General features: G+C 64.3%; 26 protein-coding genes and 1 riboswitch. Of the genes, 15 read left to right on the plus strand and 11 right to left on the minus strand.

The annotated features are described in order from the left end of the window. Positions 1-13: 13 nt before the first annotated feature. On the minus strand, positions 14-934 hold the full coding sequence (locus tag PVW27_RS04040; protein WP_274555310.1) for a manganese-dependent inorganic pyrophosphatase: 921 nt from the start codon (positions 932-934) through the stop codon (positions 14-16). A gap of 156 nt (positions 935-1,090) precedes the next feature. Between PVW27_RS04040 and PVW27_RS04045 the strand changes: the two genes are divergently transcribed. The 3 genes from PVW27_RS04045 (at position 1,091) to groL (ending at position 3,861) form a co-directional block, all read left to right on the plus strand. Beyond that, entirely contained in the window at positions 1,091-1,735 is a 645-nt protein-coding gene (locus PVW27_RS04045) for a DUF2161 domain-containing phosphodiesterase (RefSeq protein WP_274555312.1), read from the plus strand. A 149-nt stretch (positions 1,736-1,884) separates the two neighbouring features. Then, positions 1,885-2,172, plus strand: coding sequence for a co-chaperone GroES (locus PVW27_RS04050; RefSeq protein WP_274555314.1), 288 nt, complete (start codon positions 1,885-1,887; stop codon positions 2,170-2,172). Positions 2,173-2,211: 39 nt separating this feature from the next. Next, on the plus strand, positions 2,212-3,861 hold the full coding sequence (gene groL, locus PVW27_RS04055) for a chaperonin GroEL (RefSeq protein ID WP_274555316.1): 1,650 nt from the start codon (positions 2,212-2,214) through the stop codon (positions 3,859-3,861). 187 nt (positions 3,862-4,048) lie between these two features. Here groL and PVW27_RS04060 read toward each other — a convergent pair whose 3' ends face one another. After that, the gene (locus tag PVW27_RS04060) at positions 4,049-4,549 is read right to left on the minus strand and encodes an REP-associated tyrosine transposase (RefSeq protein WP_274555318.1); all 501 of its coding nucleotides are present in this window, start codon (positions 4,547-4,549) and stop codon (positions 4,049-4,051) included. A gap of 197 nt (positions 4,550-4,746) precedes the next feature. Then, complete coding sequence (locus tag PVW27_RS04065) at positions 4,747-5,763, minus strand: alpha/beta hydrolase (RefSeq protein ID WP_274555320.1); 1,017 nt, start codon at positions 5,761-5,763, stop codon at positions 4,747-4,749. Positions 5,764-5,915: 152 nt separating this feature from the next. Between PVW27_RS04065 and PVW27_RS04070 the strand changes: the two genes are divergently transcribed. Further along, positions 5,916-6,770, plus strand: coding sequence for a DMT family transporter (locus tag PVW27_RS04070; protein ID WP_274555322.1), 855 nt, complete (start codon positions 5,916-5,918; stop codon positions 6,768-6,770). A gap of 383 nt (positions 6,771-7,153) precedes the next feature. Here the strand turns inward: PVW27_RS04070 and PVW27_RS04075 are convergent, their stop codons facing one another. Beyond that, a complete protein-coding gene (locus PVW27_RS04075) occupies positions 7,154-7,597 on the minus strand; it encodes an NUDIX domain-containing protein (RefSeq protein WP_274555324.1) in 444 nt (147 codons plus the stop codon). A 57-nt stretch (positions 7,598-7,654) separates the two neighbouring features. On the opposite strand from PVW27_RS04075, the gene PVW27_RS04080 reads away from it, so the two are divergent. Together PVW27_RS04080 and PVW27_RS04085 are read left to right on the plus strand one after the other, a co-directional pair. Then, entirely contained in the window at positions 7,655-8,428 is a 774-nt protein-coding gene (locus PVW27_RS04080; RefSeq protein ID WP_274555325.1) for an alpha/beta hydrolase, read from the plus strand. Continuing rightward, complete coding sequence (locus tag PVW27_RS04085) at positions 8,425-9,570, plus strand: alpha-D-ribose 1-methylphosphonate 5-triphosphate diphosphatase (protein ID WP_274555327.1); 1,146 nt, start codon at positions 8,425-8,427, stop codon at positions 9,568-9,570. The genes PVW27_RS04080 and PVW27_RS04085 overlap by 4 nt, the downstream gene beginning before the upstream one ends. Before the next feature lie 122 nt (positions 9,571-9,692). Here PVW27_RS04085 and PVW27_RS04090 read toward each other — a convergent pair whose 3' ends face one another. Beyond that, on the minus strand, positions 9,693-10,622 hold the full coding sequence (locus PVW27_RS04090; RefSeq protein ID WP_274555329.1) for an MBL fold metallo-hydrolase: 930 nt from the start codon (positions 10,620-10,622) through the stop codon (positions 9,693-9,695). Between the two features lie 172 nt (positions 10,623-10,794). On the opposite strand from PVW27_RS04090, the gene gltX reads away from it, so the two are divergent. Beyond that, positions 10,795-12,120 carry a glutamate--tRNA ligase gene (gene gltX / locus PVW27_RS04095; protein ID WP_274555331.1) on the plus strand — a complete coding sequence of 442 codons (1,326 nt, stop codon included), beginning with the start codon at positions 10,795-10,797 and terminating at the stop codon, positions 12,118-12,120. Between the two features lie 82 nt (positions 12,121-12,202). Here the strand turns inward: gltX and PVW27_RS04100 are convergent, their stop codons facing one another. Then, positions 12,203-12,784 carry a gamma-glutamylcyclotransferase family protein gene (locus PVW27_RS04100; RefSeq protein ID WP_274555333.1) on the minus strand — a complete coding sequence of 194 codons (582 nt, stop codon included), beginning with the start codon at positions 12,782-12,784 and terminating at the stop codon, positions 12,203-12,205. 94 nt (positions 12,785-12,878) lie between these two features. Here PVW27_RS04100 and PVW27_RS04105 point away from each other — a divergent pair, with 94 nt between their 5' ends. The 4 genes from PVW27_RS04105 to gcvP all read left to right on the plus strand — a co-directional run bounded on the left by PVW27_RS04105 (position 12,879) and on the right by gcvP (position 18,090). Next, positions 12,879-13,325, plus strand: coding sequence for an RrF2 family transcriptional regulator (locus tag PVW27_RS04105; RefSeq protein WP_274555335.1), 447 nt, complete (start codon positions 12,879-12,881; stop codon positions 13,323-13,325). A 69-nt stretch (positions 13,326-13,394) separates the two neighbouring features. Continuing rightward, a riboswitch (glycine riboswitch) is annotated at positions 13,395-13,479 on the plus strand. Positions 13,480-13,633: 154 nt separating this feature from the next. Beyond that, on the plus strand, positions 13,634-14,758 hold the full coding sequence (gene gcvT / locus PVW27_RS04110) for a glycine cleavage system aminomethyltransferase GcvT (RefSeq protein WP_274555337.1): 1,125 nt from the start codon (positions 13,634-13,636) through the stop codon (positions 14,756-14,758). 30 nt (positions 14,759-14,788) lie between these two features. Beyond that, positions 14,789-15,148 carry a glycine cleavage system protein GcvH gene (gcvH, locus tag PVW27_RS04115; RefSeq protein ID WP_274555339.1) on the plus strand — a complete coding sequence of 120 codons (360 nt, stop codon included), beginning with the start codon at positions 14,789-14,791 and terminating at the stop codon, positions 15,146-15,148. A 92-nt stretch (positions 15,149-15,240) separates the two neighbouring features. Then, positions 15,241-18,090, plus strand: a complete 2,850-nt coding sequence (gene gcvP / locus PVW27_RS04120) for an aminomethyl-transferring glycine dehydrogenase (protein ID WP_274555341.1) — start codon at positions 15,241-15,243, stop codon at positions 18,088-18,090. Positions 18,091-18,235: 145 nt separating this feature from the next. On the opposite strand, the gene PVW27_RS04125 is transcribed toward gcvP, so the two are convergent. Together PVW27_RS04125 and PVW27_RS04130 are read right to left on the minus strand one after the other, a co-directional pair. Next, on the minus strand, positions 18,236-20,764 hold the full coding sequence (locus PVW27_RS04125; RefSeq protein WP_274555343.1) for an ABC transporter permease: 2,529 nt from the start codon (positions 20,762-20,764) through the stop codon (positions 18,236-18,238). Continuing rightward, the gene (locus PVW27_RS04130) at positions 20,761-21,462 is read right to left on the minus strand and encodes an ABC transporter ATP-binding protein (RefSeq protein WP_274555345.1); all 702 of its coding nucleotides are present in this window, start codon (positions 21,460-21,462) and stop codon (positions 20,761-20,763) included. The genes PVW27_RS04125 and PVW27_RS04130 overlap by 4 nt, the downstream gene beginning before the upstream one ends. Here PVW27_RS04130 and PVW27_RS04135 point away from each other — a divergent pair. Next, positions 21,461-22,189, plus strand: a complete 729-nt coding sequence (locus PVW27_RS04135) for an arylesterase (RefSeq protein WP_432762093.1) — start codon at positions 21,461-21,463, stop codon at positions 22,187-22,189. The genes PVW27_RS04130 and PVW27_RS04135 overlap by 2 nt on opposite strands. A 57-nt stretch (positions 22,190-22,246) precedes the next feature. Here the strand turns inward: PVW27_RS04135 and PVW27_RS04140 are convergent, their stop codons facing one another. Further along, entirely contained in the window at positions 22,247-22,453 is a 207-nt protein-coding gene (locus PVW27_RS04140) for a cold-shock protein (protein WP_068290543.1), read from the minus strand. A gap of 277 nt (positions 22,454-22,730) precedes the next feature. Here PVW27_RS04140 and trxC point away from each other — a divergent pair, with 277 nt between their 5' ends. Then, entirely contained in the window at positions 22,731-23,162 is a 432-nt protein-coding gene (gene trxC / locus PVW27_RS04145; RefSeq protein ID WP_274555354.1) for a thioredoxin TrxC, read from the plus strand. Between the two features lie 83 nt (positions 23,163-23,245). Here the strand turns inward: trxC and PVW27_RS04150 are convergent, their stop codons facing one another. Continuing rightward, positions 23,246-23,452, minus strand: a complete 207-nt coding sequence (locus tag PVW27_RS04150) for a cold-shock protein (protein WP_230800357.1) — start codon at positions 23,450-23,452, stop codon at positions 23,246-23,248. Between the two features lie 284 nt (positions 23,453-23,736). On the opposite strand from PVW27_RS04150, the gene PVW27_RS04155 reads away from it, so the two are divergent. Further along, positions 23,737-23,997, plus strand: coding sequence for a hypothetical protein (locus tag PVW27_RS04155; protein ID WP_274555363.1), 261 nt, complete (start codon positions 23,737-23,739; stop codon positions 23,995-23,997). A gap of 106 nt (positions 23,998-24,103) precedes the next feature. Beyond that, a complete protein-coding gene (locus tag PVW27_RS04160) occupies positions 24,104-24,307 on the plus strand; it encodes a YgaP family membrane protein (protein WP_274555364.1) in 204 nt (67 codons plus the stop codon). 70 nt (positions 24,308-24,377) lie between these two features. Here the strand turns inward: PVW27_RS04160 and PVW27_RS04165 are convergent, their stop codons facing one another. Further along, positions 24,378-24,944, minus strand: a complete 567-nt coding sequence (locus PVW27_RS04165) for a L,D-transpeptidase (RefSeq protein WP_274555365.1) — start codon at positions 24,942-24,944, stop codon at positions 24,378-24,380. Positions 24,945-25,042 lie beyond the last annotated feature (98 nt).

Raw genomic sequence — 25,042 nt, forward strand, 5'->3', positions numbered from 1 at the left:
CCCCTGCGTCGCGTCAGAGAGTCAGGACCGGGATGATCTGCTTCTTGCGGCTCATCACGCCGGGCAGGACAACGGTGTCCCCGGTGACGGTGACGCCGAAGGATTTCTCGGCGAGTGTCTTGACCAGATCGTTGGGCACCAGAAGCGTGGCTTCCTCGTTCAGGATGTCCACGACGAAGAGGATCACCTGATCGGCGCCGTCTTCCTTGGCCACGTCCACCATGGATGCCATCAGGCTGTCCTTGCGATCAAGGATCATCTTGGGCGAGGTGGTTTCCAGCACCGAGACGCGGAATTCCTTGCCCGCGACCGTATATTCCTTGCTGTCCATCCGCAGCAGTTCCGCATCCGAGAAGGCCGACACATCGGATTTCGCGGCGAACATCTGGGCGGCATAATCGGGGATCGACACACCCAGTTCCTTGGCCAGATCATGGGCGATGGCCTTGTCTTCCTGCGTGGTGGTCGGGCTGCGGAATTCCAGCGTGTCCGACAGGATGCAGGACAGCATCGCGCCCTTGATGGATTTCGGCGCGCGGGCCATGTCCTTGCCGATCATCTTGAACATGATCGTGGCGGTGCAGGCCAGCGGCTCGATGCGGATCTCGATCGGGCCTTTGGTCTCCAGCCCGCCCACCAGCTTGTGATGGTCGATGATGCCGATGATATCGGCGTCATTGATGCCCGCGGGCAGTTCGGCGGGGTTGTTGGTGTCCACGATCACGACCGGCGCGCCGGCCTCCACACCCGCGATGATCTGCGGCTTGGGCAGGTCCCAGTGCTTCAGCATGAAGGCGGCCTCGGTATTGGGCTCGCCCAGCAGCTTCGCCTCGGCCGGGGTGCCTTTCACCTCGGTCAGATACCAGGCCCAGATGAGGGGCGAGCCGGTGGAGTCGGTGTCGGGGGATTTGTGGCCGAAAACCTGAATGGTCATTGCAATGGTCCTGTAGGGATGTTGGGTTTGCGCGCCTTATAGGGCGGGGCCGCGGGATTGTCACCTGCCTATGCTGCAAGGCAGCATCGCGAGGGTTGGACAATGGGACGCGCCTGCGGGATAGTCCGGCGGTGCAGGCAGGGGAATGGGTGATTTTTGCGGGAAAGCGATCTCTACGGTCCGGTGAAAGCCTATCTCGAGGCGCAGGGCTATCTCGTGAAAGGCGAGGTGGGCGCGGTGGATGTGCTGGCCTGCCGGGGAGACGAGCCGCCCGTGGTGGTGGAGTTGAAGACCGGCTTTTCCCTGACCCTGCTGCATCAGGCGGTGGCGCGGCAGGCGGTGACGGATCTGGTCTACGTGGCCGTGCCCCATCGGACCGGCAAGGTCGCGGCGCGGGCCTTGCGCGACAATGTGGGTCTGTGCCGCCGTCTGGGTCTGGGGGTGCTGAGTGTGCGCCTGACCGACGGGCTGGTCATCGCCCATGCCGACCCCGGCCCCTATGCGCCGCGCAAGCAGCCCCGCCGCAAAACGGCGCTTTTGCGCGAATTCCATCGGTTGCAGGGCGATCCCAACCGGGGCGGTTCGGTGAAACAGGGGCTGATGACGGGCTACCGGCAGGATGCCCTGCGCTGCGCCGCCGCGCTGGCACAGGCGGGGCAGGCGCGGGGGCGCGATGTGGCGGCGGCCTGCGGTGTGACGCAGGCGACGCGGATCATGGCGGACAATCATTACGGCTGGTTCGCGCGTGTCGCGACCGGGGTCTATACCCTGACCGAGGCCGGCCGCGCGGCGCTGGACTGAAGCCGCGACAAGCTGTCGAATTTTGCCGATTCAGATGTTGACAGCCCTTGGCCTGATCCCTAGCTATGCGCCGTTAGCACTCGCAGGGAGTGAGTGCTAATACCCCGAACGGGGTTCAGTGAGAAACTTTGAGCCAAGGAGCCTCAGAGATGGCATTTACACCGCTTCATGACCGCGTGCTGGTCCGCCGCGTGGAAAGCGACGAAAAGACCAAGGGCGGTCTTATCATCCCCGACAGCGCAAAAGAAAAACCCGCCGAGGGCATCATCGTCGCCGTCGGCGCAGGTGCGAAGGACGAGGATGGCGACCGCATCGCCATGGACGTCAAGGCAGGGGACAAGGTCCTGTTTGGCAAATGGTCCGGCACCGAAGTCACCCTCGATGGTGAAGAGCTGCTGATCATGAAAGAATCCGACATCATGGGCATCATTGCCTGATCGTCATCCCTGACATTCTGATATCTAGGAGCAAGCAAAATGGCTGCTAAAGACGTCAAGTTTTCGACCGACGCCCGCAATCGCATGCTGAAAGGCGTGAACACGCTGGCAGATGCGGTCAAGGTCACGCTCGGCCCCAAAGGCCGCAACGTGGTGCTGGACAAATCCTTCGGCGCACCGCGCATCACCAAGGACGGTGTGTCGGTTGCCAAGGAAATCGAACTGGAAGACAAGTTCGAGAACATGGGCGCGCAAATGGTGAAGGAAGTCGCTTCCCGCACCAATGATGAGGCCGGCGACGGCACCACCACCGCGACCGTGCTGGCGCAAGCCATCATCAAGGAAGGCATGAAAGCGGTTGCCGCTGGCATGAACCCGATGGACCTCAAGCGCGGCATCGATCTGGCCACCACCAAAGTCGTGGAAGCCATCAAGGCGGCCGCCCGCGACGTGAGCGACAGCGCCGAAGTGGCACAGGTCGGCACGATTTCGGCCAATGGCGAAGCGGAAATCGGTCGTCAGATCGCCGACGCGATGCAGAAGGTCGGCAACGAGGGTGTCATCACCGTCGAAGAGAACAAGGGCCTCGAGACCGAGACCACCGTGGTCGAAGGCATGCAGTTCGACCGTGGCTACCTCAGCCCCTATTTCGTGACCAACCCCGACAAGATGGTCGCCGAGCTGGAAGACTGCCTCATCCTGCTGCACGAGAAGAAGCTCTCCTCGCTCCAGCCGATGGTCCCGCTGCTCGAGTCCGTGATCCAGTCGCAAAAGCCGCTGCTGATCATCGCCGAGGACGTGGAAGGCGAGGCTCTGGCCACGCTGGTCGTCAACAAGCTGCGTGGCGGCCTGAAGATCGCTGCCGTCAAGGCGCCGGGCTTTGGTGATCGTCGCAAGGCGATGCTGCAGGATCTGGCCATTCTGACCGGCGGTCAGGTGATCAGCGAAGATCTGGGCATGAAGCTGGAGTCGGTCACGATCGACATGCTGGGTTCGGCCAAGAAAGTCGCGATCAACAAGGACGAGACCACGATCGTGGACGGTCACGGCGTCAAGGCCGAGATCGAGGCACGCGTGTCCCAGATCCGTCAGCAGATCGAAGAGACCACGTCGGACTATGACCGCGAGAAGCTGCAGGAACGTGTGGCCAAGCTGGCAGGCGGCGTTGCCGTCATCCGCGTCGGCGGCATGACCGAAACCGAAGTGAAAGAGCGCAAGGACCGCGTCGATGACGCGCTGAACGCCACCCGCGCAGCCGTGCAGGAAGGTATCGTCGTCGGCGGCGGTGTTGCCCTGATCCAGGCCGGTAAGGCTCTGGACGGTCTCAAGGGGGCCAACAGCGACCAGGACGTCGGGATCTCGATCATCCGCAAGGCCATCGAAGCGCCGCTGCGCCAGATCGCCGAGAACTCGGGTGTGGACGGTTCGGTCGTCGCGGGCAAGATCCGCGAAAGCAACGACAAGACCTTTGGCTTCAACGCGCAGACCGAAGAATATGGCGACATGTTCAAGTTCGGCGTGATTGACCCGGCCAAGGTTGTCCGCACCGCTCTTCAGGACGCAGCCTCGGTGGCCGGCCTGCTGATCACCACCGAAGCCATGGTTGCGGATCGTCCGTCCAAGGAATCGGCCGGCGGCGGCATGGGCGGCGGCATGGGCGGCATGGGCGGCATGGACGGGATGATGTAATCCCGACCGTCACCTGACGTTCGACAAGGAAGGGCTCGCCGCAAGGCGGGCCCTTTTCCGTCGTTGGGACGTAGGGTGCGTGCTAGCACGCACCACTCTCCCCCCCACATCAACAAACGGTGCGTGCAAGCACACACCCTACCCCCCACATCAACAAACGGTGCGTGCAAGCACGCACCCTACGGAATTATGAAATGGCCGCCTTTTTTGGATCATATTCTCCGTTCGCAATGTCCCTGTGAATGGTTGAGTAGGGCCATTCTTCGGGCGACCGCACAAAACCATGTTTGACGGGGTTGAGCCAACAATACCGAACATGCGCCGCGAAATCCGCATTATCGCGGATATGATGTTCCCAATACCTGCGCTGCCAAATGCCCCGCTCGCCACGCAGAATATGCGATGGCCGTAAGGGGCCCGCAGGCATTTGCCGCGAAAAACGTGTTTTGATCAGCCGCCAGCGCGTCGGATAATCGGCATCGCCTGAGGGCAGGGTCAAGACGCAATGCAGATGATCAGGCAGGACCACCCAAGCGTTGATGGCAAAGGGGCGCTCGCGCCGCGTCTGCCTCACCGCGCCGCGTAGCAGATCGATGTGATCCACCAACATTCGGCTGCCACGATTGGCCAGCGCGACGGTGAAAAAGATCTGGGCTCCAAGGACAAAGGGACGGCGATAATTTGACATGCCCCCAATGTGCATGGATTTGGTTAATGGGTGGTTGATGGCGGTGGGTGCGTGCTCGCACGCCCCCACCCGCATTTGCAAACGGTGCGTGCAAGCACGCACCCTACGGGCGGCTCGATCAACCCCGCGACCAACAAAACACACCCTTCACCAGCAAGCGTAGGGTGCGTGCTCGCACGCACCCACCACACCCCCCCTCAAGGCACCCGCGTCAGGGCCAGAAACTCCTGGAACGCGGCCTCATAGCTGCCGGGGTCGGCGGCATGGGATTGCAGATGATCCGCCTCGGTCGGATGCGCGACCGTCACGGCCCCGGCATCCGATGCGGCGCGCAGCGCGATCAGTCTCTGGCTCGTGTCCAGCGGGACGACCTGATCCGCGCTGCCATGGGCCAGAAACAGCGGACCGTAAAACCCCGCATAGCGCCCGGTGACACTGGCCGCGCGCAGATCGGACGGGTGCGTCAAGCCCAGCGCGGTCAGGGTCGTGGCGGCGACCGTGCCGGGGAAGGGCAGCCCCATGTTGCGGGCCAGATGCTCAAGCACGGCCTTGAACTCCAGCGCGGGCGAATCCAGCGCGATGGCGCTGATGCGGCTGGCCTCGGGGCTGCGGGCCATGAACTGTCCCAGAATGCCGCCCCCCATGGAATCGGCCAGAATCATCACCTCGCCATACCCACGATCCCGCAGCGTCAGCACGGCGGCCTCCAGATCAGGCCATTCGGTCAGGCCAAAGCCATAGAACCCATCCTCGGTCACCGGCGCGTTCATGTCATTGCGATAGCTGATCAGCAGCGTGGGAAAGCCAGCCTCATGCAGCATCGGCAGATAGCGATATCCATCCTCCCGCGCCCCTGCGATCCCATGCACATAGATCGCGGCCATGTGCGGCTGCGGCGCGCCCGGCACAAGGGGTTCCGGGACGAACCACGCCTCGGCCGGGCCAAGCGTGGTCTGCACGGCCAATGTCTCGAAGGGCAAGCCGAATGCGGCTTGCGGATCACCGCGATAGCCAAGCGCCGTCGGTTCATCCGGCGGCGTCGCGGCCGCTTGCATCTGCGCCAGTCCGCCGACGGTCAGGACCTGGCTCGCGACACGGTGCAATCCCAATGTCGCGCTGGCCAGATAGAGCGATCCCACGACCAGCAGGCCAAGCGCAATCGGCACGCCATAGCGGCGGGCCCGTGAATGGCGTCTGACGCGAACCATCGGCATGACTGTCTGTCCTTGCTGGATAATTTCCCCACAGGATCAGCCTAAACTCGCCTTGGCCTGCGGATCAAGCACCGCAGGAGTTGCGCGGCGATGTATCGTGGTTGTGCCCTTTACGCCTTCTGTCCGGTGATCAACTGCGCTAGCGATGCGACATGCGCCTTTTTCTGCTGACCGCCCTCACCATGCTGGCCTTTGCTGCCAACTCCATCCTGAACCGGATGGCTCTGGAGGATGGCACGACGGGACCTGCCGCCTTTGCCGCAATCCGTCTGGTCGCAGGGGCGCTCTGCCTCTGGGCGCTGGTGGCGTGGCGAGGGGGCGGGATGCGGCCGCTGTGGCAACCCGGCGGTGCAGCCAGCCTTGCCCTCTATGTGCTGGGCTTTTCCTTCGCCTATGTCAGCCTGCCCGCCGGCGTGGGCGCGCTGATCCTGTTCGGCGGCGTGCAGATCACGATGTTCGCAGGCGCCCTGATCCTGCGCGAGACGGTGCCCGCGCGGCGCTGGGCGGGCGCGGCGCTGGCCTTCGGCGGGCTGGTCTGGCTGCTCTGGCCCGCAGGGGGCGCGGCCCCAGATCCGTGGGGGGCCGCGCTGATGGCCGCGGCGGCGCTGGGCTGGGGCATCTACTCGCTGCTGGGGCGCGGGGCGACCGATCCGATGGGGGCCACGGCCGGGAATTTCGTCTTTGCCGCGCCGCTGGGGCTGATCGTTCTGGCCGTCCTGCCCGATACGGCCACAGCGCAGGGCGCCGTGCTGGCGGTGCTCTCGGGCGCTGTGACCTCGGGCTGCGGCTATGCCTTGTGGTATGCGGTGCTGCCCCGTCTGGGATCGACCCGCGCGGCGGTGGCACAGCTCTGCGTGCCGGTGATCGCGGCGGCAGGCGGGCTCCTCCTGCTGGGCGAGGGGGTCAGCCTGCGATTCGCCATGGCCTCGGCACTGGTGCTGGGCGGCGTCTTGCTGGCCGCGCTCCCGCCCGCACGAAAGGCGCATGTCTTGGGCAAGGACGCCTGATCTTTCGGCAAACGCGCCGCACCGCGGCCCGCGCCCAGCCATCCGCCGACGCGACCCTTGCGCCCACCGTTCATCCCTTCGACATGGGAACGGCACAGAGGTCCATGCCGGGGAGGGCCGCCCATGACCGTCAGATGTCTTCTGCCCGAAGACCGCGTCGAGGTGATCGACCTTCTGACCACCTGTTTCGGCAGCCCGAAAGAGGCCCATCTTCTGGATTAGCTGCGCGATGCGGGGGATATCCGGCTTGAACTGGTCTGGATGGAGGGGCGGCATCTGCGGGGCGACATCGCATCCGTGCGCCACGAATCCCCGACGGGCTGGCAGGCGTCACCGCTGACCTGACCTATCCGGCCAAGCTTTTTCCGGGGTGACAGACGCCCTCAGGCCGGTTGTATCAATTCCAGCGGGTCATAGCCGAAGCCGCGCGCCCATGCGACGCGGGGCAAGCTGTCCGGCTTCAGCCTGAGATCGCGCACCTCGTCCTGCGTGAAGAAACGGCGGCGCGTCACGATGCCTTCGGGATCGGCCCAGCCTTCGGCCAACATGCCCGCCGTGATGGTGCAGCGAAAAAAGACCTCCACCTGATGAAAGCCGCGATCCGGGTCGTGAAACTCGTTCACCAGACAGGGCGGACCCACGCGGATGGTCAGGCCGGTTTCCTCATGCACCTCGCGGGCCAGATTGTCGGGCAGGGACGCGCCCGCCTCGACCCCGCCACCGGGCGCGCACCACAGTGTCGCAGCCGGGTCGCGATAGGCATTGACCAGAAGCAGACGGTTGTCGTGCAGGATCACCGCGCGGGTGGCAAGTCTGGGCTGTAGCATGTGACCTCTGGTCTTATGGGGCTTTTGCGGGGGAACAAACGAGACTATCTGTCTGGCATGAAATACATGACTTCGAAATATGTCACGCTGCCGGTTCTGGCCATTCTCAGTGCCGCCTGCGGGGTGACAGGCGATCCGGCCCGCTCCGCCGAGGGCGAATGCGTGGTGCTGCTGCACGGGCTGGCGCGGACAGAAGTGTCTTTTCTGCTCATGGAGCAGGTGCTGCGGGCGGATGGCTATATGGTCATCAATCCCGGCTACCCCTCGACCGAAGAGACGATCGGCAACCTCGCCTCGACCGTGTTGCCGCGCGCGGTGGCACAATGCGGTGACCGGACCACCCATTTCGTGACCCATTCGATGGGCGGCATCCTGACCCGGTTCTGGCTGGTGGGGAACCGGCCCGCCAATCTGGGACGCGTGGTGATGCTCGCCCCGCCCAATGAAGGGTCCGAACTGGTGGACGAACTTGTCGATATCGAGGCGTTCGGCTGGCTGAACGGCCCTGCGGGCAAGCAACTGCGTACCGGCGAAAAGGGCATGCCCTCGCATCTGCCGCCGGTGGACTTCGAACTGGGCGTCATCGCTGGCGACCGTTCGCTCAACCCTGTGTTCTCGTCGATGATCGAGGGACCGGATGACGGCAAGGTCTCGGTCGAGGAAACCAAGGTCGAAGGGATGGCCGATCACATGGTGCTGCATGTGACCCATACCTTCTTGATGAACAATCCGCAGGTGATCGCGCAGGTGCGGCAATTCCTCAAGACCGGGGCCTTTGATCGTTCGATCACATGGGGTCAGGCGGTCATGGACTTGCCGGTGCTGGAATGAGCGGGACGCTGGCCCTGACCCTGACCGGGGCCGAGGTCCTGCGCCCCGGTGGGCTGGACAATGGACCCTTGTCACTGGCCGGGGGACGGATCGTCGAGGATCGACAGGCGCGCCACGTCGATCTGACAGGCTTGCGTGTGCTGCCGGGAATCGTCGATGTGCATGGTGACGGGTTCGAGCGGCATCTGGCCCCCCGGCGCGGGGCCATGCGGGATCTGGGGCAGGGTGTCGCCGCGACCGAGGCGGAACTGGCCGCCAACGGGATCACTACGGCGGTGCTTGCGCAATTCTGGAGCTGGGAAGGCGGGATGCGCGGGCCGGAATTCGCCCTGCGGTTCCTTGAGGCGCTGGCCGGGCATCGCGGACTGGGCACCGATATGCGGGCGCAACTGCGGATGGAAACCTGTCTCGTGCAGGATTATCCCGCCATCGCGGATGCGGTTGCGCGTTTCGGGATCGGCTATGTCGTGTTCAACGATCATCTGCCCCATGCCGCGCTGGCGGCAGGCAAGCGTCCGCCGCGTCTGACCGGGCAGGCGCTGAAAAGCGGGCGCAGCCCCGAAGATCATCTGGCGCTGCTGCAACGGTTGCATGGTCAGTCCGACCGTGTGCCCGCGGCGTTGGAGGGTCTGGCCGCGCGGTTGGCAGCGGCAGGCGTGATCCTTGGCAGCCATGATGATGCGACAGCCTCCGGGCGTGCGCTCTGGCGCGGGCGCGGGGTCGCCGTGTCGGAATTTCCCGAAACGCTTGAGGCCGCCGCCGAGGCGCGGTCCGGGGGCGACAGGATCGTTCTGGGCGCGCCCAATGTCGTGCGCGGCGGATCGCATTCCGGCAATGTCGCCGCGGCTGATCTGGTCGCCAAGGGTCTGTGCGACGCGCTGGCGTCCGATTATCACTACCCCGCGCCAAGGCAGGCGGCGCTGATGCTGGCCGAGACGATGGGACTGACGGCGGCATGGGATCTGGTCACGGCCGGACCGGCGCATCTGTTGGGGCTGACGGATCGCGGCAGGTTGCTGCCGGGACTGCGCGCCGATCTGGTGGTGATGGACGACAGCGGCCATGTGGGCGCGACCATCGCGGGGGGGCGGATCACGCATATGAGCGGCTCTGTCGCGGCGCGCTTCGTCGCCTCGGTCTGACACGCTCTCTCGGCCACGATCAGGGCGGCGCAGAGGGGAGATCCGCACAATAAATACGCGCCACCCCCGAGGGAGGATGGCGCGCCGTTCCGGACAGCCGGTAACGTCTTGGGTAGTCTGGATCAGCTGTCCATCACGAACTGGTAACTGGCGGGAACATAGTGGAAGCCCTCGCCACGGGTTTCGACAAACCCCAATGCCGGGAAGGGCATGTGGTAACCGATGAAGGGGATGCGGTCTGCGGCCAACATGCCAAGGATCGACCGGCGCGTCGCGGCGGCGGCTTCCTTGTCCATGTCGAAGCGCACTTCCCAATCGGGATGCGCCAGCGACCAGACATAATGGTTCGCGAAATCGGCACCCAGCACCAGCTGCTGCCCTTCGCTTTCGATCATATAGGTCATATGGCCCGGCGTATGGCCAAAGGCCGCCATGCCGGTGATGCCCGACGCCACGGTGCCGCCATCGCCGATCATCTCGAACTTGTCGGCCATGGGGCGGACATTGTTGGCAAAGCCTTCGTTGTCGGTGCCGTTCCAGTGATCGAACTCGGCCGAACCGGTCACATAGCGCGCATTGGGGAAGGTCGCCGCGCCATCCGTCATCATGCCGCCGATGTGATCGCCATGCATATGGGTCAGGACCACAACGTCGATCTGGTCGGGGGTATAGCCTGCGGCAGCCAGCGCGGCCGTGATGCCCTCACCGTTCAACCCGGTGTCGAACAGCACCAGCTCGGAGCCGGTGTTCACGACCGTCGGCGTGAAGAAGAACTGCGACTTGTCCGTCGGGATCATCGCCGCTTCCGAAGCGGCGGCGAATTCCTCGGGCGTGGCGTTCAGGCCGAAGATCGTGTTGGGGTCGGGCACGGTCCGGGTTCCGGCCAACAGCGAGGTGACGTCATAGCCGCCCAGCTTGATGCGGTTATAGGGCGCGCGGGCCGGGCCCAGCAGCGGGGCGCTGGCGCTGGCCGGTGTGGCAGCCATGCCCGCCAACGGCAGGGCGGCGGCACTGGTCAGCACGGAGCGGCGGGACATCTTGAACGGGGTCATCGGGGCCTCCTCTTGTGGTTTTGTCTTGACCGGAACATAGCACGACAATCTGCCATGGGTTGTGCGCTCGCGATCAAGTGATGTGCCTGAATGCAGGGGGCGGCCCGCGCGCCGCGATTTCTGGACAAATCCTCGCACCTGTGACACAGCAACGGCCAACAGGAGATCCCCCATGACCACCACCCGCTTCGCCCCTTCGCCCACCGGCTATATCCATGTGGGCAACCTGCGCACCGCGCTGATGAACTACCTGATCGCCCGCAAATCGGGCGGCACCTTCATCCTGCGGATCGACGACACCGATCAGGAACGCTCGAAAGAGGAATATGTCGATCAGCTCAAGCGCGACCTGGAATGGCTGGGGCTGGAATGGGACCGGATCGAACGGCAATCCCTCCGCCTTGACCGCTATGCCGCGGCGGCGGACAAGCTGCGCGCCATGGGCCGCTTCTACGAAGTGTTCGAGACTCCCACCGAACTGGACCTCAAGCGCAAGAAACAACTGAACATGGGCCGCCCCCCGGTCTATGACCGCGCGCATCTGGACCTGACCGAAGATCAGAAAGCCGCCTTCCGCGCCGAAGGGCGCGAGGGCTACTGGCGTTTCAAGCTGGATCAGGAACGCATCGAATGGACGGACGGCATCCTGGGGGATATCTCCATCGACGCGGCCTCAGTCTCCGATCCCGTGCTGATCCGTGCGGACGGACAGGTGCTCTATACGCTGGCCTCGGTCGTCGATGACACGGAAATGGGCGTCACCCATATCGTGCGCGGCTCGGACCATGTCACCAACACCGCCACCCAGATCCAGATCATTCAGGCGCTGGGCGGCACCGTGCCCAGCTTCGCGCATCACTCGCTGCTGACCGGCCCGCAGGGCGAGGCGCTGTCGAAACGCTTGGGCGCGCTGTCGATCAAGGACCTGCGCGCCCAAGGGATCGAACCGATGGCGCTTCTGTCGCTGATGGCGCGGCTGGGATCGTCGGACCCGGTCGAACTGCGCAGCAGCATGGACGAGCTGATCGAAGGCTTCGACATCACCCGCTTCGGCGCCGCTCCCACGAAATTCGACGAACAGGATCTGTTCCCGCTGACGGCGCATCACCTGCAAGCCCAGCCGCTTGAGGCCGTGGCGGATGACGTCGCAGCCCTCGGCGTGCCCGCGGCCCTCGCCCCCCGCTTCTGGGCCGTGGCGCGCGACAACATCACCACCCGCGCCGATCTGGCCGCGTGGTGGGCGCTCTGCCGCGACGGGGCAGACCCCGTGATCGCCGATGAAGACCGCGATTTCGTGGCCCAGGCCCTGACCCTGCTGCCCGAAGGTCCCTTCGACGACCAGACATGGAGTCAGTGGACCACGGCGGTGAAAGAAGCGACAGGCCGCAAGGGCAAGGGCCTCTTCATGCCGCTGCGTCTGGCGCTGACCGGACAGGCGCATGGCCCCGACATGGCCGCGCTGATGCCGCTGTTGCAGGTGATCCGCGCCAAGGGGTAACGCTTGGCGGACGGGGCAGGGGGGCTGTTTGCCCCCCGTCCCTGCGGGACTCCCCCCAAGGATATTTCTCGCAAGAAGAAGCCTAAAGCCCCTCGGGCCGTGTGGTGATGATCCGCGCGCCGATCCGGGCAAGGTGATCGTCGGTCAGGGCGCGCTCTGCGGGGGTCAACCTCTGGTGACGCGGATAGATCGGATCGGCGCGATCATCAAGGATCGGGGCCTCCCACCCGGATGTGGTGGCAAAGAAATCCGCAACGCCCGCCGCCCCATATTCGCGGGCATAGCCCTGCACCACCACGTCCAGATAGCTGAGAAGGACCGGAAAGGCATCGCTGGGGGCGGCATGGCGGTTCTCGGGGATGGCGTAGACCGACACGGCGGGGCGCGGGGACAGCGGATGTTCCACACTGTCGCAGACCGGATGCCTGAGATAGGCCGCCTCACGCCTGTCAAGCGCGGCCCAGTCGGCCCCCGGAACGGCGGCGATCAACCCCGCGATACGACTGGCCGGATCGCGCTCTGCCGTCAGAAAGGCCACGGGGCGCAACGCCGTGTGCCGCCATGCGCGCCGCCAGCCTGGCAAGGTGGCGTGATGGGCGGTGCCGTAGTCATGGGTGGCACGGTTCACAAGCGAGCCGTAGCCGAAAAAAAACACATCCTGCATGTCGCTATTTTTCCCGCTGTTGATCCATATCAATCCCCCTTGCCGCAAAGGCAGGCATTGTCAGAACGATCCAAGGGAGCAGAGATCTGACGCCATGCGTATCACCAAACGAACCAACCTTGCCATTCGCGTGCTGATGTATTGCGCCGCCAACGAGGAACGTCTGGTCACGAAATCCGAGATCGCCCGCTGTTGCAACACCTCTGAAAACCATCTGGCACAGGTGATCAACCAGTTGGGACAGCTTGGCTATCTGCACACCCAGCGCGGGCGCAATGGCGGCTTGATGCTGGGGCGGCCGATGGCCGATATTCGGATCGGCGATGTCTTCCGCGCGCTGGAAAGTCAGGTGCCGATCGCCGAGTGTTTCGCCGATGTGGACAACACCTGCCCGCTGGTCGAGGCGTGCCGCCTGAAGATCGCGGTCGCGGATGCCGCCGAGGCGTTCTATGCCCATCTGGACGAGATCACGCTGGATGCGCTTGTCTGCGGCAATGAAAGACTGCTGGAAATCATGCATCCTGTGGTCTGCCGCATCTGAACCGCGCCATTTGGTGCCGCGCGCGAAAACGACCACTTGTCGTGATGAAGCGACTCGTTTAAGGCTGACAACGTCAGATCGGGAGAACCGGGAAACCGGTGCCGAAGGAGCAACCGCCCCGGAAACTCTCAGGCCCAAGGACCGGTATGACATGACGGACTCTGGAGAGTGGTGCCCTGCGCACCCGCCGACGGGATAACGATCTCAGGCAACAGGACAGAGGGGGCATCGTGACCTGCGGATTGCGCGGGGGAAGGATGCCGGATGATTATGTTCCATGGTCAGCGCGGCGTATCGGAGGGGATACGATGAGCGAGCTGTTGCACCTGCCACTCGAGGCGCTGCATGTCGAACTGGGCGCCAAGATGGTGCCCTTTGCAGGCTACTCCATGCCGGTCCAGTATGGGCTGGGCGTGATGAAGGAACATCTGCACACGCGCGCCGCGGCGGGGCTGTTCGATGTCAGCCACATGGGTCAGGTGATCCTGCGCGGCGCGGATTATCAGGCGGTGGCGCAGGCGTTCGAGGCTTTGGTGCCCGTCGATGTGGCAGGTCTGGGCCTGAACCGGCAGCGCTATGGCTATTTCACCAATCAGGCAGGCGGGATCGAGGATGATCTGATGCTGGCCAATCGCGGCGATCATCTCTTCGTGGTCATCAACGCTGCCTGCAAGGACGCCGACATCGCCCTGATGCGCGCCGGTCTGCCTGCGGGCGTCACGCTTGAGGTGATCGAGGACCGCGCGCTGCTGGCCCTGCAAGGTCCCTTGGCCGAGGATGTTCTGGCGGGTCTGAACCCTTCGGTGCGCGCCATGCGCTTCATGGATGTGGCCGATCTGGACCTTGCGGGGGCCACCTGCTGGGTGTCCCGCTCGGGCTATACCGGCGAGGACGGGTATGAGATTTCGGTGCCCGCGGATGCCGCCGAGGATCTGGCGCGGGCGCTCTTGTCCGATGAACGGGTCGAGGCGATCGGTCTGGGTGCGCGGGATTCCCTGCGGCTGGAGGCGGGCCTGTGCCTTTACGGCCATGACATCGACGCCCACACCTCCCCCATCGAGGCGGGTCTGGGCTGGGCCATCCAGAAAGTCCGCCGCACAGGCGGCGCGCGCGCAGGCGGCTTCCCCGGCGCCGCGCGCATCCTGTCGGAACTGGACGGCAAAGCCCCCCGCGCCCGCGTCGGCCTGTTGCCCGAAGGCCGCGCCCCCATGCGCGAGGGGGTCGAGCTTTTCACCACCGCCGAGGGTGGCCACCCCATCGGCCGCGTCACCTCGGGCGGCTTCGGCCCCACCGTCGGCGCCCCTGTTGCCATGGGCCTCGTCGCGCGCGATCATGCGACCGTGGGCACCCAGCTCTACGGCGAGGTGCGGGGCAAGCGGCTGCCGGTCACGGTGGTGACCCTGCCCTTCACGCCCGCGAATTTCAAACGTTGACATCAGCGCCAACCAAAAGGGACCAGAGCGATGAAATTTACCGAAGATCATGAATGGCTGCGCATCGAAGGCGATCTGGTCGTGGTCGGCATCACCGAACATGCCAGCACGCAACTGGGCGATGTGGTGTTCGTCGAACTGCCCGAAGTGGGCACGATGGTCGCCGCCGGCGATGAAATCGTGGTGATCGAAAGCGTCAAGGCCGCCTCGGACATCGCCGCCCCCTTGGACGGCGAGATCGTCGAGATCAACGAGGCCATCGTGGACGAACCCAGCAAGGTCAATGCCGATCCGCTGGGCGAGGCGTGGTTCTTCAAGATGAAGGTCGATGACCTGTCCCTGCTGGATCAGTTCATGGACGAAGACGAATACAAGGATCTGGTGGACTGACCCACAGGATCAGCCGGGCGGCCCTGCCATGCGCGGGGCTGCCTGCACCAGCGCGACTGACCTGTAAAAGTGACACATAAGGGACCCGGGCGATGAGCTACAAGCCGACCGATTATCAGCCGTATGATTTTGCCAACCGCCGCCATATCGGCCCCTCTCCGGCCGAGATGACCGAGATGCTCAAGGTCGTGGACGCCGCCGATCTGAGCGCGCTGATCGACGACACCGTGCCCGCCGCGATCCGGCAGAAGGCCCCGCTCGTCTTCGAAGACCCCCGGTCCGAACGCGAACTCCTCTATCACATGCGTCAGGTCGGCAAGCGCAACACCGTGCTCACCAGCCTCATCGGGCAGGGCTTCCACGGCACGGTCACGCCTCCCGCGATCCAGCGCAACATCCTTGAAAACCCCGCGTGGTATACCGCCTACACTCCCTATCAGCCCGAAATCAGCCAAGGCCGGCTTGAGGCGCTGCTGAACTACCAGACCATGATCAGCGATCTGACAGGGCTGGAAATCGCCAATGCCTCGCTTCTGGACGAGGCGACAGCGGCAGCCGAGGCCATGACCATGGCGCAGCGCGTCGCCAAATCCAAAGCCACCGCCTTTTTCGTCGATGAGAACTGCCACCCGCAGAATATCGGCGTGATCCAGACCCGCGCCGCCCCCTTGGGGATCGAGGTGATCGTGGGCGCGCCCGACACCCTCGACGCATCCCGCGTCTTCGGCGCGATCTTCCAGTATCCCGGCACCTACGGCACGCTCACCGATTTCACCGCGCAGATGGACGCGCTGCATGATGCGAAAGCCATCGGCATCGTCATCGCCGATCCCATGGCGCTCTGCCTGCTCAAGGAACCGGGCGCGATGGGGGCCGACATCGCCGTGGGCAGCACCCAACGCTTCGGCGTGCCCTTGGGCTATGGCGGCCCGCACGCCGCCTATATGGCCTGCCGCGATGCGTTCAAACGCGCCATGCCGGGGCGTCTGGTCGGTGTCTCCATCGACGCGAACGGCAACCGCGCCTACCGCCTCTCGCTGCAAACCCGCGAACAGCATATCCGCCGGGAAAAGGCCACCTCCAACGTCTGCACCGCACAGGCGCTGCTCGCCGTCATGGCCTCCTTCTATGCCGTGTTCCACGGGCCCGAGGGCCTCAAGGCCATCGCGCAGCGCATCCACCGCAAGACCGTGCGTCTGGCGCGCGGGCTGCAAGAGGCGGGCTTCACCGTCGAACAGACCCATTTCTTCGACACGATCACTGTCGATGTCGGACCGCTGCAAGCCGCCGTCATGAAATCGGCGGTGGATGAAGGCATCAATTTGCGGGCCGTGGGCAAGACCCGCATCGGCATCACGCTGGACGAAGTCACACGCCCCGCCACGATCGAGGCGGTGTGGCGCGCCTTCGGCATCACCCGCAAGGACGAAGGCATCGCCCCTGGCTATGCCCTGCCCGACGCGCTGGTGCGGCAGACCCCCTACCTGACCCATGGCGTCTTCCACATGAACCGCGCCGAGACGGAAATGATGCGCTACATGCGCCGCTTGGCCGACCGCGATCTGGCGCTGGACCGCGCGATGATCCCGCTGGGCAGCTGCACCATGAAGCTGAACTCTGCGGCGGAAATGATGCCGCTCAGCTGGCCCGAATTCTCGGATATGCACCCATTCGTGCCGCTGGATCAGGCCGCAGGCTATGCCCATATCGTCAAGGATCTCAGCGAAAAGCTGTGTCAGGTCACAGGCTATGACGGCATGTCCATGCAGCCAAATTCCGGCGCGCAGGGCGAATATGCCGGGCTTCTGACCATTGCCGCCTATCAGCGCGCCAATGGCCAAGGCCATCGCAACATCTGCCTCATTCCGATGAACGCCCATGGCACCAACCCCGCCTCGGCGCAGATGGTGGGCTGGACGGTGGTGCCTGTGGAATCCTCGGCCAATGGCGACATCGATCTGGATGATTTCCGCGCCAAGGCGGAAAAGCACTCTGCCAATCTGGCGGGCTGCATGATCACCTATCCCTCGACCCATGGCGTGTTCGAGGAAACGGTGATCGAGGTCTGCAAGATCACTCATGATCACGGCGGTCAGGTCTATATCGACGGGGCCAATATGAATGCCATGGTGGGCCTGTCGCGCCCCGGCGATCTGGGCGGCGATGTCAGCCACCTGAACCTGCACAAGACCTTTGCCATCCCGCATGGCGGCGGCGGCCCCGGCATGGGACCCATCGGCGTCAAGGCGCATCTGGTGCCCTATCTGCCGGGTCACCTGATGACCGGCGGGACCGAAGGGCCGGTGTCTGGCTCTCCCTACGGCTCCGCCTCGATCCTCACGATCAGCTGGGCCTATTGCCTGATGATGGGCGGCGAAGGTCTGACACAGGCCACCCGCGTCGCGATCCTGAACGCAAACTATATCGCCAAGCGGTTGGAAGGGGCCTATCCCATCCTCTACAAAGGTCCGACAGGGCGCGTCGCGCATGAATGCATCATCGACGTGCGCCCCTTTGCCGATAGCGCCGGTGTGACGGTCGAGGATATCGCCAAGCGCCTGATCGACTGCGGTTTCCACGCGCCGACGATGAGCTGGCCTGTGGCGGGCACGCTGATGGTGGAACCCACCGAGTCCGAGACCAAGGCCGAGCTGGACCGTTTCTGCGATGCGATGCTGGCGATCCGTGCCGAAATCGCCGATATCGAGGCAGGCCGCAGCGACCCGCTCAACAACCCGCTGAAACACGCGCCTCACACGGTCGAGGATCTGGTGGGCGACTGGGACCGCCCCTACACCCGCGAACAGGGCTGCTTCCCGCCGGGTGCCTTCCGCGTGGACAAATATTGGCCCCCTGTGAACCGGGTGGACAACGCATGGGGCGACCGCAATCTGGTCTGCACCTGCCCGCCGATGAGCGATTACGCTGAAGCGGCGGAATAACCGGGGGATTGCGTTAAAAAGTGGTAAACGCGGGCTCGTAACCCGTTGATATCACGGGGCTTGAAAAATGTCCCACGGTGGGACACACCACGCAGCGCCGCCGGGGGAAGCCTTGGCGGCGGTTTCGTTTTCTGCGGGGCAGGGCTTATTCCCGCGCCCGCAGAACCTGCGCGGGGCGCGCCGCCAGCGGTCGCCATGCAAAGGCCAGCCCCGACAGCAGCGTGGCCAGCACACCGCCCAGAACGATGGCGATGGCCGAGGGCCAGATGACGGTATAGCCGGTCTGCATGATGAAATGCGTGACCGCCCAGCCGCCGCCGATCCCGGCGGCGATGGCCACAACGCCCGCCGCTGCCCCCAGAAGGGCCGCGCGCAGGGCAAAGCTGCGCAGGATGCGGCCCCGGCTGGCCCCCAGCGTTTTCAACACTGCCGCCTCATAGGTCCGCGCCCGCTCTCCCGCCGCGGCCGCGCCGATCAGCACCAGAAAGCCCGTGAGCAAGGTTGCCGCCGCGCCATAGGAGGTCGCCGCCGCCAGCCCCGCCAGCACGTCCGAGACCTGATCAATCGCATCGCGCACCCGGATCGCGGTGATATTGGGCGCGGCCCCCGCCACATCGCGCAGGATCTGGGCCTCGGCCTGTTCCTCGGCATAGACGGTTGAGATGAAGGTGTGCGGCGCGCCCGCCAAGGCGCGTTCGTTCATGGTCAGCACGAAACCCATCGCGCCGGTCGAGAAGTCCACTTCGCGCAGGCTGGTGATCGTCCCGGTGATGTCGCGCCCCAGCACGTTCATCGTGATCGTGTCGCCAAGGCCGATCCCCATCTCGCGGGCCTCTTCCTCGGCAAAGCTGATCTGGGGCGGACCGTCGTAATCATCGGGCCACCATTCGCCTGCCATGATCCGCGTGCCGTCGGGCATGGCGCCTGCATAGGTCACGGCGCGGTCACCGGTGACGACCCAGTGATCGCCCGCCACTTCGCGCGCGGGGCGGTCATTGATCTGCGTGATCACCCCGCGCAGCATCGGGGCCGCGTCGATGCGCGAGACAGCGGGGTCATTCTCGAGCCGCTCCATGAAAGCGGGCATCTGGTCGCGCTGGATATCGACGAAGAAATAGGAGGGGGCCACCTCGGGCAGATCGTTGGCGATGGCCCCGCGCAGGTTGCCGTCGATCTGGCCCACGGCGGCCAGCACAGACAGGCCCAAACCCAGCGACAGGATCACCGAGGTCGCCTCGTCCCGCTGCCCGCCTATGGCGGCCAAGGCCCATCGCAGCACGGGACGTCCCCGCGCCCTGCCGCGCATCCGCTTGGTCAGCGCGCGCACGCCCCAAGCCGTCAGCACCAGCAGGACCAAAGCGCCAAGGATGCCGCCCGCAGTCCAGAGCGTCAGCCATGCCGCGCCGGAGAAGACCATGGCGGTGCCGATCAGTGCGGCCAGCAGAGCCAAGATCACCGCAAGCATCGGTGCGCGGGGCAGGGTGCGGGTGGTAGAGAGCGCATCGCGGAAGAGGGTGGCGGCGCGCACCTCCTCGGTCCGCGAGAGGGGCCAGAGGGTGAAGATCAACGCAGTCAGCGCGCCATAGATCGCGGCTTCCAGAAGCGGGGCGGGGTGTATGGTGAACACCGCAGGCACCGGCAGGCGCGATTCCAGAAACGGCCCGACAGCCAAAGGGATTGCTGCGCCAAGGATCAGGCCCAGCGTGATCCCTAAAAGGCTGAGGGCACCGATTTGCAGAAAATATGTCTGGAAAATCGTGGCCCGGTCCGCGCCAAGCGTGCGCAGCGTGGCAATCACGCTGGTCTTGCCCGCCAGATAAGCGCGCACGGCGGCGGATACACCGACCCCGCCGACAGCCAGCCCGGAGAGGCCGACAAGAATCAGAAACGCCCCCAGACGTTCCACGAAACGCGCCACGCTGGGTGCGCCATTGCGGCTGTCGCGCCAGCGGGCACCCGCGCCCTCGAACCGTTGACTGACCTGCGCTTGCAGCGCGTCCAGATCGCTGTCCTCGGGCAGGAGCATCCGGTATTCGGTGGAATAGAGCGTGCCGGGTGTCAGCAAGCCCGCATTCGCCAGTGCGTCGGTCGCCACGATCGTGCGCGGGCCAAGACCGAAACCATCCGCCCCGGCATCCGGTTCGCGCGTGATCGCGGCCATGAGGCGGAAGTCCTGCGTGCCAAGGCGGAAGGTGTCGCCGATCTGCATCCCCATCCGGTCGATCAGCAGGGGATGGACGACGGCACCGGGCAGACCATCCGCCCCGGCCAAGGCTTGCGCCAGTGGCATCGCAGGTTCCAGCAGAACCTGCCCGATCAGGGGATAGGCGGCGTCGACGGATTTCACCTGCGTCAGGCCACGTTCGGCCGTCTCGCCCTGACCCTTGACGACCATGGAGCGGAAATCCGTGACCTCGGACACTTCGGTGGCGATGCTGTCGATCCAGGCCCGTTCCTCGGGCGTTGCGAAGCGGTAGGTCAGGTCGATTTCGGCATCGCCGCCAAGGATGGCTGCCCCTTCGCGGGCCAGACCCGCCTCGATGCTGGAGCGGACGGAGCCGACGGCGGCGATGGCGGCCACACCGAGCGCGAGACAGGCGAGGAAGATGCGGAACCCTTTGAGCCCGCCGCGCAATTCCCGCGCAGCGAAACGGGCAGCGACGCGCAGTGTCATTCCGCAGCCTCGGCCTTGTGCGTGGCTTCGGTGTCGATCCGCCCGTCGCGCAGGCGAATCACGCGGTCGCAGCGCGCGGCCAATTCGTCGGAATGGGTTACCAGCACCAGCGTCGCGCCATGTTTGTCGCGCAAGCCGAAGAGCAGTTCGATGATGGCTGCCCCATTGGTGCCGTCCAGATTGCCGGTCGGTTCATCCGCCAGCAGGATGTCGGGGCGCGGGGCAGAGGCGCGGGCCAATGCGACGCGCTGCTGTTCACCGCCCGACATCTGCGAGGGGTAGTGATCGGCGCGGCTGGCCAGACCGACGGCCTCCAACTCGGCGCGGGCACGGGCGAAGGCGTCCTTGTGGCCCGCCAGTTCCAGCGGCGTTGCCACGTTTTCCAGCGCCGTCATCGTGGGGATGAGGTGGAAGGATTGGAACACGACCCCCATATGATCCCTGCGGAAGCGGGCCAGCTGATCCTCGGACATGGTGGTCAGGTCCTGGCCCAAGGCTGTGATCCGGCCACCCGTGGCGCGCTCCAGCCCGCCCATCAGCATAAGGAGAGACGATTTGCCAGAACCAGACGGTCCCACCAGCCCCAACGTCTCGCCCCGGCGGACATCCAGCGTGATGCCGTGCAGGATGTCCACGCGGCCTGCATTGCCATCAAGGGACAAAGCTGTATCTGTGAGGGAAAGAACCGGAGAGGTCATGGGAATGCGCCTGCTTTCTATTCGTTTTTTGTCATATGGTGCCTTGGCTGCTGGGGGCAAGGTGTGGGCGGCGCTTGTCCTGTGTCTGGGGCTTGCTTTTGCGACGGTCGCCGGCGCCCAGCAGACGCGGGAGTTGCCTTTGTCCATCGTGGCTTTTGGCGACAGCCTGACGCAGGGCTATGGGTTGATCGACGAAGAAGGCTTCGTGCCGCAACTGCGGGCCTGGCTGGAGGCGCAGGGCGAGTCGCTGCGCGTGGTCAATGCGGGCGTGTCGGGCGATACCACCGCGGGCGGTCTGGCACGGATCGAATGGACGCTGACGCCGGATATTCACGGCATGATCCTTGCGCTGGGGGGCAATGATGTGTTGCGCGGGCTGGATCCTGCGGTGACGCGGGCGAATATCGAGGGGATTCTGAAGGCGGCGGCGGCGGCGGATATCCCGGTCCTGCTGGTGGGGATGCAGGCCCCGGGCAATTACGGTCCTGAGTATCAGGCGGAATTCGAGGCGATCTGGCCCGAATTGGCCGAGGCTTATGGCGCGCTTTACTTCGACAGCTTCTTCAAGGGGCTGGGCGAGGGCGATCTGGCGTCAGCGCAGGGCTATTTTCAGCCGGATGGCATCCATCCCAATGCCGAAGGTGTCGCATTGATCGTCGATGCGATGGGTCCTGCGGTTCTGGAGTTGATCGCCGCCGCCGAGGCGCGGCGCGCCGAAAAGGGCTGAGCCAATGCAAAACGGGCCCCGCGACAGGGCCCGTTTTTCATCAATCCCGTCCGGCGATCAGGCCAGCGAGATGTTCACGGCAGATTCACGACCGTCGCGGCCCGGTTCGATGTCGAACTTGACCTTCTGGTTGTCGGCCAGCCCGGTCAGGCCCGACCGCTCGACCGCGGAAATGTGAACGAAAACGTCCTTGCTGCCGCCATCGGGGGCAATGAAGCCGTAGCCTTTTGTGGTGTTGAACCATTTCACGGTGCCAGTGGCCATACCGCATCTCCTTTACAGATCTGCTGCCCGCACTGTGCGGCAGCCCGGCTAGTCAGTGCATAATCGAGGTACTGACCTGTGAAGGAGCAGGCTATTCGATAGTGGTAACGTCGCGATAAGAAGTATGTGAGTGGTCCAGAGTCGTTTCAAGAGGGAATCTGGCGGTGAAATGGCCTATTTTTTGCTGTTTTCAGGCGGTTTTCTGCCGAAAGGGGGCTTTTTCAGACAGTTTGCCATTCATATATAATTGTCTGAATATTTCAGAGGAGGAGCCGTGATGGCATCCAGAAAACTGACCTGTCTGCATTGCGGTCAGGTGAACCGCGTGCCCGAGGACCGTCTGGGTCCTGCGGCCAAATGCGGGACATGCGGCGCGAAACTTGTTTCGGGAAAGGCGGTCGAGGTGGATCTGGCGATCTTGCAGAAGGCGGCCCGGACCGACGAGATGCCGCTGATCGTGGATTTCTGGGCACCGTGGTGCGGACCCTGCCGCATGATGGCCCCGGAGTTCGCCAAGGCGGCGGAGGTGCTGGCAGGTCAGGCGCGACTGGTGAAACTGAACACCGAGGCGCATCCTCAGGCCGGCGCGGCTTACAACATTCGGGGTATTCCCACGATGGCGGCTTTTCTGGGCGGGCGGGAGCGGCAGCGGCAATCCGGTGCGATGCCTGCGGCTGCAATCGTGGATTGGATCAAAGGGGCCGCCTGACCCGCAAGCCTCTGCTGCACAATGAAAACGGGCGCGCAGTTGCCTGCGCGCCCGTGTCCGTTCATGCCCCGAGGGGCAGAGGCTTATGCCAGTGAAAGGTTGGTCGCGGATTCGCGGCCATCACGACCCGACTCGATGTCGAAGGTCACTTTCTGGTTGTCGGCGAGGCCGGTCAGACCCGAACGCTCGACTGCCGAGATGTGCACGAACACATCTTTGCTGCCGCCATCGGGTGCAATGAAGCCGAAGCCTTTAGTGGTGTTGAACCATTTCACGGTGCCTGTGGCCATATCCGTGGTCTCCTGTCTTGGTCGCCATCCGCGAAGTGCGATGGCCTGGCGTTGGTCGGTCTGGATCGAAGGACTGAGCGCCGTAAGACGGAAGACAGTGGTCGAAAAAGAATAACGTAGCACGCAGGTGTATGACAGGTTGACCCCCGGCAAGCAAGCATATTCGCGACCGTTGCGAAATCCTGCCCCTTGGCCAGAATTTCCATGACGTTTTTGCGATCTGCACTCGACAATCCAAGACCGCGTCACATCTTGCCCCGCACGGAGTTTCAAGGAGAAATGGAATGGACGGAGGGATCTTCATGGCACGCGAACAGGAAGCGCAGCGGCAGGCGGCAGTACGGGAAGCCGCGATGGCCTCGATCCGGCGCAAGGAACTGTCGCAGATGGCCGGTGGTCATGCGGTCATGGCTGGCCTGATGGGATTTGGCGAAGCGGCTGAAGGGCGCGGCCTTTTCCCGAAGATCGTCCATGGCGCGAAACTGTTCTGCATCGCATTTGCCTTTCTGGTGCCCAACTATCTTGTCTGGTCGATCCTGCTCTAAGGCGCGCTGATTTTCGTATTCCAATACTTGAATGTTATTTCTGTTTTCGCTAGATTGAGGGCAACGCAGATACATGTCGTGTCTGCCCCTCAGAAGGATGACAGGAATGACACTCGACCGTAGCGTGATGATGTTCGCAGGATTCATGGTGCTGCTCAGCGTGGTGCTGACGGCGCTGGTTTCGCCGCTGTTCATGTGGTTCACCGTTTTCATCGGGGTGAACCTGATCCAATCCTCGATCACCGGATTCTGCCCCGCAGCCAGCGTGTTCCGCAGGCTGGGTGTGAAAAGCGGCTGCGCCTTCAAGTAAGGTCGCGTCAGGACATGAAAAAAGGGGGTGCCAATGGCGCCCCCTTTTGTGTTTCTGCAATCTGCACGGATCAGAGGACGGTGACGACCGTGCCCACCGGCACACGCTCGTACAGGTCGATCACATGGTCGTTGATCATGCGGATACATCCGTTCGAGACGGAGCGCCCGATGCTCTGCGGTTCCGTCGTGCCGTGGATGCGGAAGAAGGTGTCGCGCCCGTTCTGGAACAGATAGAGCGCCCGCGCGCCCAGCGGGTTGCCCGGACCGCCTGGCTGAACATAATCGTTGTCCACGAACTTGGCATAGGCGCGGGGATCACGTTCGATCATCTCGTTCGTGGGGCGCCATGTGGGCCATTGTTTCTTGACGTCGATGGTCGCGGTGCCGGTGAATTCCAGCCCGGCCTTGCCCACGCCCACGCCATAGCGGCGGGCGCGGCCGCTGTCGGTCACGAAATACAGAAAATGCGCGCGTGGCAGCACCAGAAGCTGACCGACACCGTATTTGGAGTCGATGTTCACTTCCTGCGGCGCGAAACGCGGGTTCAGGGTAAAGGTCTTGGCCTGCGCGAACACCGTCTGCGGCAGGGCGGCGGCGGCGAGTGTGGAGGCAATGAGATTGCGACGAGAGATCATGGCGGGGGCAAATCCTTGATGGCTATACGAAAGATGTGCCATCGCAGGGGGATTCGTTCAAGAGATGGCAAGCCCTGACCGGGCGTTTGCGGGCGGGC

The organism is Seohaeicola sp. 4SK31 (genome assembly GCF_028802875.1).
Classification (GTDB): domain Bacteria; phylum Pseudomonadota; class Alphaproteobacteria; order Rhodobacterales; family Rhodobacteraceae; genus Seohaeicola.

What these genes read in the sequence shown, in the direction of transcription:
- PVW27_RS04070 (WP_274555322.1), top strand. Translation starts at nt 5,916, where the DNA reads ATGCGCCTTTTTCTGCTGACCGCCCTCACCATGCTGGCCTTTGCTGCC.
- gcvT (WP_274555337.1), top strand. Translation starts at nt 13,634, where the DNA reads ATGAGCGAGCTGTTGCACCTGCCACTCGAGGCGCTGCATGTCGAACTG.
- PVW27_RS04155 (WP_274555363.1), top strand. Translation starts at nt 23,737, where the DNA reads ATGGACGGAGGGATCTTCATGGCACGCGAACAGGAAGCGCAGCGGCAG.
- trxC (WP_274555354.1), top strand. Translation starts at nt 22,731, where the DNA reads ATGGCATCCAGAAAACTGACCTGTCTGCATTGCGGTCAGGTGAACCGC.
- PVW27_RS04135 (WP_432762093.1), top strand. Translation starts at nt 21,461, where the DNA reads ATGGGAATGCGCCTGCTTTCTATTCGTTTTTTGTCATATGGTGCCTTG.
- PVW27_RS04140 (WP_068290543.1), bottom strand. Translation starts at nt 22,453, where the DNA reads ATGGCCACTGGCACCGTGAAATGGTTCAACACCACAAAAGGCTACGGC.
- gcvP (WP_274555341.1), top strand. Translation starts at nt 15,241, where the DNA reads ATGAGCTACAAGCCGACCGATTATCAGCCGTATGATTTTGCCAACCGC.
- PVW27_RS04050 (WP_274555314.1), top strand. Translation starts at nt 1,885, where the DNA reads ATGGCATTTACACCGCTTCATGACCGCGTGCTGGTCCGCCGCGTGGAA.
- PVW27_RS04150 (WP_230800357.1), bottom strand. Translation starts at nt 23,452, where the DNA reads ATGGCCACAGGCACCGTGAAATGGTTCAACACCACTAAAGGCTTCGGC.
- groL (WP_274555316.1), top strand. Translation starts at nt 2,212, where the DNA reads ATGGCTGCTAAAGACGTCAAGTTTTCGACCGACGCCCGCAATCGCATG.
- gcvH (WP_274555339.1), top strand. Translation starts at nt 14,789, where the DNA reads ATGAAATTTACCGAAGATCATGAATGGCTGCGCATCGAAGGCGATCTG.
- PVW27_RS04100 (WP_274555333.1), bottom strand. Translation starts at nt 12,784, where the DNA reads ATGCAGGATGTGTTTTTTTTCGGCTACGGCTCGCTTGTGAACCGTGCC.
- PVW27_RS04105 (WP_274555335.1), top strand. Translation starts at nt 12,879, where the DNA reads ATGCGTATCACCAAACGAACCAACCTTGCCATTCGCGTGCTGATGTAT.
- PVW27_RS04160 (WP_274555364.1), top strand. Translation starts at nt 24,104, where the DNA reads ATGACACTCGACCGTAGCGTGATGATGTTCGCAGGATTCATGGTGCTG.
- PVW27_RS04085 (WP_274555327.1), top strand. Translation starts at nt 8,425, where the DNA reads ATGAGCGGGACGCTGGCCCTGACCCTGACCGGGGCCGAGGTCCTGCGC.
- PVW27_RS04090 (WP_274555329.1), bottom strand. Translation starts at nt 10,622, where the DNA reads ATGACCCCGTTCAAGATGTCCCGCCGCTCCGTGCTGACCAGTGCCGCC.
- PVW27_RS04125 (WP_274555343.1), bottom strand. Translation starts at nt 20,764, where the DNA reads ATGACACTGCGCGTCGCTGCCCGTTTCGCTGCGCGGGAATTGCGCGGC.
- PVW27_RS04075 (WP_274555324.1), bottom strand. Translation starts at nt 7,597, where the DNA reads ATGCTACAGCCCAGACTTGCCACCCGCGCGGTGATCCTGCACGACAAC.
- gltX (WP_274555331.1), top strand. Translation starts at nt 10,795, where the DNA reads ATGACCACCACCCGCTTCGCCCCTTCGCCCACCGGCTATATCCATGTG.
- PVW27_RS04165 (WP_274555365.1), bottom strand. Translation starts at nt 24,944, where the DNA reads ATGATCTCTCGTCGCAATCTCATTGCCTCCACACTCGCCGCCGCCGCC.
- PVW27_RS04060 (WP_274555318.1), bottom strand. Translation starts at nt 4,549, where the DNA reads ATGTCAAATTATCGCCGTCCCTTTGTCCTTGGAGCCCAGATCTTTTTC.
- PVW27_RS04040 (WP_274555310.1), bottom strand. Translation starts at nt 934, where the DNA reads ATGACCATTCAGGTTTTCGGCCACAAATCCCCCGACACCGACTCCACC.
- PVW27_RS04130 (WP_274555345.1), bottom strand. Translation starts at nt 21,462, where the DNA reads ATGACCTCTCCGGTTCTTTCCCTCACAGATACAGCTTTGTCCCTTGAT.
- PVW27_RS04080 (WP_274555325.1), top strand. Translation starts at nt 7,655, where the DNA reads ATGAAATACATGACTTCGAAATATGTCACGCTGCCGGTTCTGGCCATT.
- PVW27_RS04065 (WP_274555320.1), bottom strand. Translation starts at nt 5,763, where the DNA reads ATGCCGATGGTTCGCGTCAGACGCCATTCACGGGCCCGCCGCTATGGC.